Raw genomic sequence first — 11,004 nt, 5'->3', positions numbered from 1 at the left:
GGCCCGCCCCCGGCGCCGCTCGGTCCCCCCAACCCGGGGCGACACCCCGGCGATGCGCCGACCCAATACGGCTCCTACGGCACCTTTGACCAGCCAACCGACCCGCAGGGCACCGACTTCGCCGCGTTGTCCGACACTCCATGGTTTCGCCGCCGGTCGGTGCTGATCGCCTGGTTCGGGCTGATCGCGGTCATGCTCGCGCTGGTCATTTGGGGAATCATCCAGCTGACCAGCCGCGGTCCCGGTGGCGGCACCACCCCGGCGACCAGTTCGTCGAGCACCAGCACCACCACAAGCAGCACCACCCCCGGCAGCAGCACGACGACGAGCTCCAGCGCTCCCAGCACCACCGCACCACCGGCGGCCCCGCCCCGGCAGGCTCCGCCCCAGCAGCCGCCGGCACAGCAGGCGCCGCCCGCCAACGAGACCACGCGCCGCCACCTGCCGCACCTGCCCTCGGTGATCACCATCCCGCCGATCCCCAAGGTTCCCGATCTGCCCACCGTGATCACCCTGCCGCCGCGCCGGTAGCCGGCCAGCCCGGTACTCTCGCCGCATGCAACCACCGCGGACGCTGGCATTGCTCGGCATCGACGTGGTGGCCGTGGTGATCTTCTGCGCCCTCGGCCGGCGCAGCCACGCCGAGGGCATCACGCTCAGTGGCCTGGCCACCACAGCCTGGCCGTTTCTGAGCGGCACGGTGCTGGGCTGGCTGTTGTCGCGCGGCTGGCGCAGGCCCACCGCACTGGCGCCCACCGGGGTGACGGTCTGGATATCCACAGTGCTGGTCGGCATGCTTTTGCGCCACGCGACCTCGGCCGGCGTGGCGGCGAGCTTCATCCTGGTCGCGTCGACAGTCACCGCGGTGTTTCTGCTCGGCTGGCGAGCTGTCTTCGAGCTTGTCGCGCGTCGCCGTTAGGGCAGCTGACGGGTTGCAGCCAGGGTCGTCGCGGGATTTTGTCAGGCACGGCACCTACCCTCGGTGCGTGTGAACCGATCGCCGGACGACCCCAACAACGACCCGACCCAGATGGCCGGCTACGACTATGGCGGCAACGGCAATTACGGCGAGCCGGCCTACAGCGAGTACCGCGAGGCCACCGGCCAGCAGCCCCAGTGGACCGAACCCCCGCCGCCCACCCCCTGGTACCTGCGGCCAGCCGCGCTGGTCGGTCTCGGCGTGCTGACCGCGCTCCTGATCGCCCTGTTGGTGTGGGGCATGGTCCGGCTGGTACATAAGGAGCCGACCCCCACCGCGCCGGCGACCACCACCGTGACGTCCAGCGTCTCGACGCCTGCCGAAGAGCCCGCTGAAGAACCCGCCGCACCCGGCCCGCCGCAGGCCCCGTCCGACACCGCCACCGCCGAAAACCCGCCGCCGCCGACCGAATCCGAGCCCCCGCCTTCCACCAGCGAGGCACCCAGCACGACGACCACCACCGAGCCGCCCACCACGAGCGCGCCGCCGACCACCACCGAGGAACCCACGACGACGGCACCGAGCACCACCGCCGCCCCGGAGACTCCCACGACCACCCGACGGCCCCCGGAGATCGTCATCCCGCTGCCCGGACTCTGAGTTCGGCATTGCCTCACCGCGCGTGAAAGGCCGTCCGGGCCGTCGCCCGCCGGGTGGAGTTAGGCCAGCCTTTGTCGCGCTGAGCGGCCTCGGAGTGGCACTATGAGCGAGCACCGATTGGGGCTTGAACTGGTGCTGCGCAGAATCGGCGGTAAGTTACCCGTCGGTAACCATAGCTAAGTTACTAGCCGGTAACTTGTGGATGGGAGAGGCACTCCGTGACCGAAAATACCCAGATGCTGATCAGGCTGGTGGTCGGCCTGTCCATGACCGGACTCGTCGGCCTGCTGGCCGCCCGCCGGGTGTTCTGGCTGTTCCGGCTGGTCAAGTCGGGTCAGAAGGTGGGCGCCGAGCGGACCTCCGACATCAAGACCCGGATCGAGACCCAGCTCCGTGAGGTCGCCGGCCAGGCCAAGCTGCTCAAGTGGTCCATCCCGGGCCTCGCGCACTTCTTCACCATGTGGGCGTTCTTCGTCCTGATCACGGTGTACATCGAGGCCTACGGTCAGATGTTCAACCCGCACTTCGCCATACCGCTGGTCGGCCACTGGGACGTGCTGGGCTTCATGCAGGACTTCTTCATCACCGCGGTCACCCTGTCGATCGTCGTGTTCATGATCATCCGGGTCCTGCGCAACCCGACTGAGCACGGCCGGTCCTCCCGCTTCTACGGCTCACACAACGGCGGCGCGTGGCTGATCCTCGTGATGATCCTCAACGTGGTCTGGACCTTCCTGCTGCTGCGCGGGGCGGCGGCCAACACCGGCACCCTGCCCTACGGCAAGGGCGCCTACCTGTCGCATCTCATGGGCAGGCTCATGGCTCCGCTGGGGCTCACGGTCAACGAGATCCTCGAGACCACCGCACTGCTGCTGCACGTCGCCGTGGCCCTGGGCTTCCTGCTGATCGTGCTGAACTCCAAGCACCTGCACATCTTCTTGGCCCCGATCAACGTCACCTTCAAGCGACTGCCGAACGCGCTGGGCCCGCTGCTGCCGATCGAATACCAGGGCGAGCCGCTGGACTTCGACAACCCGCCGGAAGACGCCGTCTTCGGCCGCGGCAAGATCGACGACTTCACCTGGAAGGGCATGCTGGACTTCGCCACCTGCACCGAGTGTGGCCGCTGCCAGTCGCAGTGCCCGGCCTGGAACACCGGCAAGCCGCTGAGCCCCAAGCTGGTCATCATGGACCTGCGTGACCACTGGATGGCCAAGGCCCCCTACCTGCTCGGCGACAAGCCGCTGCCGGAAGGCGATGTCGATCTGGCCGACGCCAAGCCGCTGGCCGGCCACCACGTCCCGGAGAAGGGCTTCGAGCGCATCGGCGGCTCCGGCCCGGAGCAGGCCGTCCGCCCGCTGGTGGGCACCGCCGAACAAGGCGGCGTGATCGACCCCGACGTGCTGTGGTCGTGCACCAACTGTGGCGCCTGCGTCGAGCAGTGCCCGGTGGACATCGAGCACATCGACCACATCGTCGACATGCGCCGCTACCAGGTGCTGGTGGAGTCGGAGTTCCCCTCCGAGTTGAGCGTGCTGTTCAAGAACCTGGAGAACAAGGGCAACCCGTGGGGCCAGAACGCCAAGGAGCGCACCTCCTGGATCGACGAGCTCAACTTCGACATCCCGGTCTACGGCCAGGACGTCGACAGCTTCGACGGGTTCGAGTACCTGTTCTGGGTGGGCTGCGCGGGGGCCTATGAGGACCGCGCCAAGAAGACCACCAAGGCGACCGCCGAGCTGCTGGCCGCTGCCGGGGTGAAGTTCCTGGTGCTGGGCACCGGCGAGACCTGCACCGGTGACCCGGCCCGCCGCGCCGGCAACGAGTTCCTGTTCCAGCAGTTGGCATCGCAGAACGTCGAGATGCTCAACGAGGTGTTCGACGGCCTGGAGAAGCCGGACCGCAAGATCATCGCCAGCTGCCCGCACTGCTTCAACACGATCTCTCGCGAATACCCGCAGCTGGGCAGCGAGTACACCGTGCTGCACCACACCCAGGTGCTCAACCGGCTGGTCCGGGACAAGAGGCTGATTCCGGTCGCTCCGGTGTCGCGGGAGGTCACCTACCACGACCCGTGCTTCCTGGGCCGCCACAACAAGGTCTACGAGCCGCCGCGCGAACTGGTCGAGGCGTCGGGAGCCAACCTGGTCGAGATGCCGCGGAACCGCGACCGCTCGTTCTGCTGCGGCGCCGGCGGTGCCCGGATGTGGATGGAAGAGCACATCGGCAAGCGGGTGAACCACGACCGCGTCGACGAGGCGCTGGCCACCGGAGCCACCACCATCGCCACCGGCTGCCCGTTCTGCCGGGTGATGGTCAGCGACGGTATCGACGACCGCATCGAAGCCTCCGGGCGTTCCGATGTGGACGTGCGTGACATCGCCCAGCTGCTGCTGGAGTCGCTGGACATGGACTCGGTGATCCTGCCGGCCAAGGGCGCTGCCGCCGAGGCCGCCGCCAAGGCCGGCCCAAAGAAGGCCGAGGAAAAGGCTCCGGCACCTGCTGCCGTGGCCACCGCGACGGCGGAGAGGCCGGCTGCCGAGGCCAAGGCCGCGGCACCGGTGAAGGGACTCGGGCTTGCCGGCGGAGCCAAGCGCCCGGGTGCCAAGAAAGCGGCTGCCCCCGCTGCTCCGGCCGCCGAGGCCAGCACCGCCGCACCGGCAGAGCCCGCCGCACCCGCGGCACCGGCCGAGCCCGCAGCTCCGGCTGCACCGGCAGCTCCGGCTGCACCGGCCGCTCCGGCTGCACCGGTCAAGGGTCTGGGTTTGGCAGCAGGCGCCAAGCGCCCGGGTGCCAAGAAGGCGGCTCCGGCCGCCCCGGCCGCACAGTCGGCTCCCGCCGCGGAACCGGCTGCCGCGCCGGAGGCCGCCGAGCCCGAGAGCGCGCAGGCGGCTCCCGAGGCCGCTCCGGCGGCGGAGGCGCCCAAGGAACAGCCGCCGGTGAAGGGTCTGGGAATCCAGCGCGGCGCGCGACCGCCGGGCAAACGCTGAGATAACAGGTTGGGGCCGTATGGGTGCACATACGGCCCCAACTTGTTTCTCTAGCAAATTTTGATTGGACAGCTATGGGACCATTGTTGACGTGACCGCTCATTCGTTACCGCACCAGATGCCCTGGCCTGCCGCCGGCAGTCAGCCACGGCAGCGTACGTTCGCGCAGTCGACCAAGCTGCAGGACGTCCTCTACGAGATTCGTGGTCCGATCCACGCCCAAGCCGCCCGGATGGAGGCCGAGGGGCACCGCATCCTCAAGCTCAACATCGGAAACCCGGCACCATTCGGATTCGACGCACCCGACGTGATCATGCGGGACATGATCCAGGCGCTGCCGTATGCGCAGGGCTACTCGGACTCCCAGGGCATCCTGCCGGCCCGGCGAGCGGTGGTCACCCGCTACGAACTGGTGGACGGATTCCCCCGCTTCGACGTCGACGACGTCTACCTCGGTAACGGCGTATCCGAGCTGATTTCGCTGGTGCTGCAGGCACTGCTGGACAACGGCGACCAGGTGCTGATCCCAGCCCCGGACTACCCGCTGTGGACCGCGTCGACCTCGCTGGCCGGCGGCACACCGGTGCACTATCTGTGCGACGAAACCCAGGGCTGGCAGCCCGACATCGCCGACATGGAATCGAAGATCACCGAACGCACCAAGGCTTTGGTGGTGATCAACCCCAACAATCCGACCGGGGCGGTCTACAGCCGCGAGGTGCTCAGCCAGATCGCCGACTTGGCCCGCAAGCACCAACTGTTGCTGCTGGCCGACGAGATCTACGACAAGATCCTCTACGACGACGCCGAGCACACCAGCCTGGCCACGCTGGCGCCGGATCTGTTGTGTCTGACCTTCAATGGCCTGTCCAAGGCCTACCGGGTGGCCGGTTACCGCTCCGGCTGGGTGGCGATCACCGGCCCCAAGGAGCACGCCACCAGCTTCCTGGAGGGCATCAACCTGTTGGCCAACATGCGGCTGTGTCCGAATGTGCCGGCGCAGCACGCCATTCAGGTGGCATTGGGCGGCCACCAGAGCATCGATGACCTGGTCCTGCCGGGCGGGCGACTGCTCGAACAGCGCGACGTGGCGTGGAGCAAGCTCAACGAGATCCCCGGAGTCTCCTGCGTGAAGCCCCGCGGTGCGCTCTATGCGTTCCCGCGACTGGACCCCGAGGTCTACCCGATCGACAACGACGAGCAGTTGGTGCTGGACCTGTTGTTGCAGGAGAAGATCCTGGTCACCCAGGGCACCGGCTTCAACTGGCCGGCGCCGGACCACCTGCGCATCGTGACCCTGCCGTGGGCCCGCGACCTGTCCAACGCCATCGAGCGCCTGGGCAACTTCCTGGTCAGCTACCGGCCCTAGTTCGTCGACAAAACCTTTCGCGCGCACGCCCCCACCGGAACGGCGTGGGAGATGATGCCGATGCCCCATCCGAGGATCGGCCAGACGGGCCAGAAGTACCACGCACCGGCGAACATCGCGGTCACCAGCCAGATGCCGATCATCAACACCGACACCGCCAGGTAAGCACTCAGGTGGATCCGCACGCCTCGCCGGGCAGCAGCGTCGCGTTGTGCACGGCGGCGCGGGTCTGCTCTGACGATCTGTGCGACAGGCAGATCGGCGACCAGATCCTGCAGCGCTCCGGCGGTTTGCGCCTCGAACGCCCGGGTCAGTCGCGTCTCGTACTCATGCATCGACAGGTAGCCCTGGGTGAATGCCTGACCCAGCTGGTCGGCGGTACTCTCCCGCTCCGAATCACCTACGCGAACAGCAGAACCCGATGTGTCTGTGGTCATGTCGCACCCCTATTGCCCGGTAGGCACCCAGTTGCCGTGGAATCCGGCGGGAACACGGTGCGGCAGGTGGATGCCCGCGACGTCCTCCAACGTGGCCGCATCCAGGATGGCCAGCGTGCTGGTGTCGGTCGCACTGTCATAGACGAAGCCCATCAGAACACCGTCGTCTTCGGCTGAGTCTGCATCCTTGGGATGGAAGACGAACTCGCCCAACTGCTTTCCGTCGCCGAACGATCGTGTGGCGGCCGAGCCGCCGGTCAGGTCGTGTTTGATCAACGTCGCGTCGGGAACCACACCGTTGCCGATACTGACCGCGTAGCCGAATCGGTGCCGCTTGCCGACCAGCCGTTCGTCGACGCGGGGAAACTCCTGGCCGCGGTCGTCCACCCGGGATTCACGGACCTTGCCGTCGGCCAGGTCGACGGTCCAGCGTTCCAGCGTGGGCAGGCCCTCGGCCGGGCCGCGCATCTCGGTGTCGAACATCTTCGGATGCCGGACCACGTCGAGCACGACGGTGTCGCCTTCGTCGTAGGCATTCATCGGGTGGAACACGTAGCAGGGTTCCACCTCGAACCACCGAACATCGGCGTTGCCCCCCTCCCGAGGCATTACACCCACTCGCGCAGGGTATTTCGGGTTCCACCGGTAAGGCATGGTGCGCACCGCGCTCTTCGGCATGGGCAAGCGCGCCGTGATCGGGTCCGGGATGCGTACCCGCCCGATCAGGGCAGACATGATCAGCCGCACCGGCAACCGCAGACCGGGGGGTGCCGCGCCCTGGGCGACCTGGCGGCTGTCGAACGTGACCGGCAGGTCATAGAAGACCACGTGCTTTTCGGTGAGCGAGAAGTCGTGCATCATCGGCGAGCCGCTGACCTCGACATCCACGGTGCGCCGCGCGCGGCCGTCGGTGCCTATCACCGAGTACTGGACGGTGTTGCCGCGGTTGAACGCGTAGGAAACAGCATGCAGCTCACCGGTTTCGGGGTCACGCTTGGGATGCGCGGTATACCCGCCCGCCAAGGTGCCGTCGAAGTCGAAGGCGCCGACGGTGTCCAGCTCGTCGGTCAGCTCATAGCAGGAGATCCCGCCCTCGATCAGCGCGAGGGTTCGCCCGGCGTGGCCGATCACGTTGGTGTTGGCGCCGATTCCCGATGCCCCACCGTGGCGGCCGGGGCGCGGCGACTCGCCGAGGGAAGCCGCGGTCTGCGGGCCCCGCACGTACCGGTTGCGATACCACTCGGCCTTGCCGTCGCGAAGTCGCACGCCGTGGACCATGCCGTCGCCGATGAACCAGTGATAGAAGGCTGGATCGATCTCGCCGACCGGGTTGGGGCCGTTACGCAGGTAGCGCCCGTCCAGGTGGTCCGGGATGGTCCCGGTCACCGCCAACTCGGTGAGGGTGTACTCCTGGGCGATCGGCGCGAACCCGCCCTCCAGGTAGGGATTGGTAGTCATCGGACACCTCCGGTCCATAACGATGTTATGGGTTTAGGTATAACACTGTTATGGCAGGATGGCAAGGGTGGATTCCAACCCGCGTGATCGCCTGATCGAGGCCGGCGCCCGGCTGCTGGACAGCGAAGGGCCCGAAGCCCTGCAGGCCCGCAAGGTCGCCGCCGAGATCGGGGCGTCCACCATGGCGGTCTATACCCACTTCGGCGGGATGAACGGCTTGCTGGAGGCGATCATCTCCGCCGCGTTCGAACGGTTCGGTGCCGCGCTGGCGGCCGCCCCCCAGACCGACGACCCGATGGCGGACTTCTTCGTCATGGGCCACGCCTACCGGCAGTTCGCGCTGGCCAGCCCGCAGCGGTACCGGCTGATGTTCGGCCTCGCCGCGCCGCAGAAGTTTCACGTTCCCGAGTCGCCGGTGGCGACGGCGACCTTCGATCAACTCCTCACCGCCGTGCAGCGGATCATCGCCACCGGACGGATCCGGGCCGACGACACCGCCGCTCTGGCGGGACGGATCTGGAGCATGATCCACGGTGTGGTGCTGCTGGAAATCGTCGGCACGTTCGAGCAGGACGGCCGGGCTCTGACGCAGATCCTGAGCCCGATGACCATCGACATGTTCGTCGGGATGGGCGAGAGCCGGGAGAACGCCGAGCGCTCGCTGCGGCGGGCGAGCGCAATCCTCGGCCAGTGAGCGCCCTCAGCGGGGATCCAGCAACCCCATCAGGTAGTCGCCGTAGCCGGACTTGCACAGCGCCGCGGCACGGGTGGCAAGCGTGTCGTCGTCGATGAAACCCATCCGCCAGGCCACCTCTTCGGGCACGCCGATCTTCAGGCCCTGGCGGCGCTCAACGGTGCGGACGTAGTCGCCGGCGTCCAGCAGTGAGTCGAAAGTCCCGGTGTCCAGCCACGCGGTGCCCCGAGCCAGGGTCTCGACCGTGAGCCGGCCCTGATCGAGGTAGGTCTGGTTGATGTCGGTGATCTCGTACTCGCCACGCGCGGAAGGCTTCAGACCCCTGGCGATCTCGACGACGTCGTTGTCGTAGAAGTACAGCCCGGGTATCGCGTAGTGCGAGCGAGGCGCGGCCGGCTTCTCCACGATCGACACCGCTGACCCGTCACCGTCGAACTCAACCACGCCGTATGCCGAAGGGTCGGCCATCCAGTACGCGAAAATAACCGCACCGGATAGGGATTGGTGACGTCGCAGACTGGTCCCCAGACCCGCGCCGTAAAAGATGTTGTCTCCCAACACCAACGCAACCGAGTCGGTGCCGATGTGGTCGGCGCCGATCACGAATGCCCGCGCCAGACCGTCGGGCTGATCCTGAACGGCGTAGCTGATGTCGACTCCGAATGCGCTGCCGTCGCCCAGCAGTCGGGCGAATGCGGGCGCGTCGTGACCGGTGGTGATCACCTGGATGTCGCGAATGCCGGCCAGCATCAGCGTGCACAGTGGGTAGTAGACCAACGGCTTGTCGTACACCGGCAGCAGCTGCTTGCTCACACCCATGGTGATCGGATGCAGGCGGGTACCGGATCCACCGGCCAGGATGATCCCGCGCATGCCGCCTACCCTAACCGCTGACCACGGCGGGCTAGTCGACCCGATCGGCTTCGGTGAGCTCCGTGGCGGTCAGGGCGGCGTCCAGATCATCGTGGCGGAACACCGCGGTCACGCGGTCGTGCACCACCCGGAAGGCGACCGCCTGGGGTGCGCCCGCATCCTCGGGGATCAGTTCGGCCACCACCACACCGCCGTGCACATACATCCGGCCGATCCCGGCTTTCACCTGAACCGAAGCGGCCCACTTGCGCAGCGCCTGATGGCCCTGCCCGGCGCCGGAGGCGTCGGCCACCTCGATGTCGTCGCTGGACAGCTGTTCCAGGGTGTCCAGATCACCGGCGGTCAGGGCGTCGTGCCAGGCGAGGACCGTTGCGATCTCCGATGTGCTCATGGTCGCCAAAACTACCGCCCGATCAGAAGGCGGTGTGGTCAATCCAGTTCTGCCATACCGCGGTGTCGCCGAAGATCGCGATGTCGGCCTCGGCCACCGGCACCCGCCGCGTGACCGCCAAGAACAGGTCGCGCGCCGAGCCACGCAGGGCCACCGAGCCCTTGCCATGCTCATGCGACCAGCTCACGGTGTCGCTACCAGCCGGCCGTCGGACGGTCCACTCCCCTGTCGCCCCGAGGCCGTCGTCGGTGGCGTGCAGGTGCACACTCTGGTCGTCGGCCAGCGGCGACCCAGATCCGTTGCGTACCAGCAGTGCGGGGACCAGGTCCAGCAGCTCACCGATCCCGTCGGCGGCCAGCTCCGGCGCCAGGGTGAAGTCGTGGCCGAGCGCCAGTGCGGCATCGGCACGGTGCACGGTCGCCTCGTGCAACCGGCGCCGCACCCACCAGGAGGCAGGGCGAGGACCCAGAAACGTCCACACCGGCGTGTCCGGCCCGCTCTGGGCAACCGAGTCCAGCACACGCTGTGCACCATCGTGCAGCCACTCGATAGCCGCATCGGTGTCAGCGGGCGGCTTACCGTCGACCACTTCGCGCGGGTCCAGCGGACCGTCCATCCGTTCGGCGATGATTTGTGCAGCCCAACGGTTTCCACGCCCGTAGTGCCGAAACAGCTGCGTGAGGTTCCACCCCGGACAGGTGGGAACCGCCGCCTCCGGATCACCGGCGCGGATCAACTCACCGAATGCGCGTGTCTCATCGAGCAGTGCTGCGGCGTAGTCCACGCCGTCAGGCTAGTGGATGTGGGACCGGCTCAGAAGGGCCAGCCGCCGCCTTGACCGCCGCCCTGGCCGCCACCGCCCTGGCCGCCACCGCCAAGGCCGGGGAACCAGGAACCGCCGCTGTCGCCGACGCGCCCGAGGCCAGGGATCCACGGATTCGCGCCGCCGCCGTTACTGCCGGCGCCGGGCAGCCATGGTGACGGGTTGCCGCCCTTCTTGCCGCCCCCATTGTTGTCGGGCAACCAGGACGGGTTGCCGCCCTTCTTGCCGCCCCCATTGTTGTCCGGCAGCCAGGACGGGTTACTGCCCTTGTTGCCGCCCCCGTTGTTGTCCGGCAGCCACGACGGGTTACTGCCCTTGTTGGACGGGTTCTGGGCGGGTGGGCGGAAGATCGGCGGCAGCTCGGGCTGCTGGATCGGGGGTGCGGGGGCC

General features: G+C 67.8%; 11 protein-coding genes and 1 pseudogene. 6 read left to right on the top strand and 6 right to left on the bottom strand.

Annotation, left to right across the window (positions count from 1 at the left end; all coding sequences use genetic code 11):
- From AWC18_RS21765 to AWC18_RS20805, 5 genes are all read left to right on the top strand, one after another.
- Positions 1-531 (top strand): hypothetical protein (locus AWC18_RS21765; RefSeq protein WP_085139979.1); only part of this gene is annotated, 531 nt, incomplete at its 5' end.
- A gap of 25 nt (positions 532-556) precedes the next feature.
- Positions 557-919 carry a DUF3054 domain-containing protein gene (locus AWC18_RS20820; protein ID WP_064997043.1) on the top strand — a complete coding sequence of 121 codons (363 nt, stop codon included), beginning with the start codon at positions 557-559 and terminating at the stop codon, positions 917-919.
- A gap of 69 nt (positions 920-988) precedes the next feature.
- On the top strand, positions 989-1,579 hold the full coding sequence (locus AWC18_RS20815) for a hypothetical protein (RefSeq protein ID WP_085139978.1): 591 nt from the start codon (positions 989-991) through the stop codon (positions 1,577-1,579).
- 236 nt (positions 1,580-1,815) lie between these two features.
- Positions 1,816-4,569: a (Fe-S)-binding protein gene (locus AWC18_RS20810; RefSeq protein WP_085139977.1), complete on the top strand. Its 2,754-nt coding sequence runs from the start codon at positions 1,816-1,818 to the stop codon at positions 4,567-4,569.
- A gap of 64 nt (positions 4,570-4,633) precedes the next feature.
- Positions 4,634-5,938 (top strand): pyridoxal phosphate-dependent aminotransferase, encoded by a 1,305-nt coding sequence (locus AWC18_RS20805; protein ID WP_085139976.1) that lies wholly within the window; start codon positions 4,634-4,636, stop codon positions 5,936-5,938.
- On the opposite strand, the gene AWC18_RS20800 is transcribed toward AWC18_RS20805, so the two are convergent.
- Positions 5,935-6,375: a DUF1707 domain-containing protein gene (locus AWC18_RS20800; protein ID WP_085139975.1), complete on the bottom strand. Its 441-nt coding sequence runs from the start codon at positions 6,373-6,375 to the stop codon at positions 5,935-5,937. The genes AWC18_RS20805 and AWC18_RS20800 overlap by 4 nt on opposite strands.
- A gap of 9 nt (positions 6,376-6,384) precedes the next feature.
- Positions 6,385-7,833: a carotenoid oxygenase family protein gene (locus AWC18_RS20795; protein ID WP_085139974.1), complete on the bottom strand. Its 1,449-nt coding sequence runs from the start codon at positions 7,831-7,833 to the stop codon at positions 6,385-6,387.
- Between the two features lie 67 nt (positions 7,834-7,900).
- Between AWC18_RS20795 and AWC18_RS20790 the strand changes: the two genes are divergently transcribed.
- Positions 7,901-8,527, top strand: a complete 627-nt coding sequence (locus AWC18_RS20790; RefSeq protein WP_234806618.1) for a TetR/AcrR family transcriptional regulator — start codon at positions 7,901-7,903, stop codon at positions 8,525-8,527.
- Between the two features lie 6 nt (positions 8,528-8,533).
- Here AWC18_RS20790 and rfbA read toward each other — a convergent pair whose 3' ends face one another.
- The 4 genes and pseudogenes from rfbA to AWC18_RS21760 form a co-directional block, all read right to left on the bottom strand.
- Positions 8,534-9,400: a glucose-1-phosphate thymidylyltransferase RfbA gene (gene rfbA / locus AWC18_RS20785; protein WP_085139972.1), complete on the bottom strand. Its 867-nt coding sequence runs from the start codon at positions 9,398-9,400 to the stop codon at positions 8,534-8,536.
- Between the two features lie 31 nt (positions 9,401-9,431).
- The gene (locus AWC18_RS20780; RefSeq protein ID WP_085139980.1) at positions 9,432-9,791 is read right to left on the bottom strand and encodes a nuclear transport factor 2 family protein; all 360 of its coding nucleotides are present in this window, start codon (positions 9,789-9,791) and stop codon (positions 9,432-9,434) included.
- A gap of 22 nt (positions 9,792-9,813) precedes the next feature.
- On the bottom strand, positions 9,814-10,575 hold the full coding sequence (locus AWC18_RS20775) for a maleylpyruvate isomerase family mycothiol-dependent enzyme (protein ID WP_085139971.1): 762 nt from the start codon (positions 10,573-10,575) through the stop codon (positions 9,814-9,816).
- 29 nt (positions 10,576-10,604) lie between these two features.
- Positions 10,605-11,004, bottom strand: a pseudogene (locus AWC18_RS21760) (hypothetical protein); the annotation flags it as partial.

Source organism: Mycolicibacter nonchromogenicus, assembly GCF_002101775.1.
Classification (GTDB): domain Bacteria; phylum Actinomycetota; class Actinomycetes; order Mycobacteriales; family Mycobacteriaceae; genus Mycobacterium; species Mycobacterium nonchromogenicum.
Note: the sequence above shows the minus strand (reverse complement) of the source record. Positions and strands in the feature narration are given on the sequence as shown.

Excerpts from the sequence above, each read along its gene's own strand:
- AWC18_RS20820 (WP_064997043.1), top strand. The coding sequence starts at position 557 with ATGCAACCACCGCGGACGCTGGCATTGCTCGGCATCGACGTGGTGGCC.
- AWC18_RS20810 (WP_085139977.1), top strand. The coding sequence starts at position 1,816 with ATGCTGATCAGGCTGGTGGTCGGCCTGTCCATGACCGGACTCGTCGGC.
- AWC18_RS20800 (WP_085139975.1), bottom strand. The coding sequence starts at position 6,375 with ATGACCACAGACACATCGGGTTCTGCTGTTCGCGTAGGTGATTCGGAG.
- AWC18_RS20795 (WP_085139974.1), bottom strand. The coding sequence starts at position 7,833 with ATGACTACCAATCCCTACCTGGAGGGCGGGTTCGCGCCGATCGCCCAG.
- AWC18_RS20780 (WP_085139980.1), bottom strand. The coding sequence starts at position 9,791 with ATGAGCACATCGGAGATCGCAACGGTCCTCGCCTGGCACGACGCCCTG.
- rfbA (WP_085139972.1), bottom strand. The coding sequence starts at position 9,400 with ATGCGCGGGATCATCCTGGCCGGTGGATCCGGTACCCGCCTGCATCCG.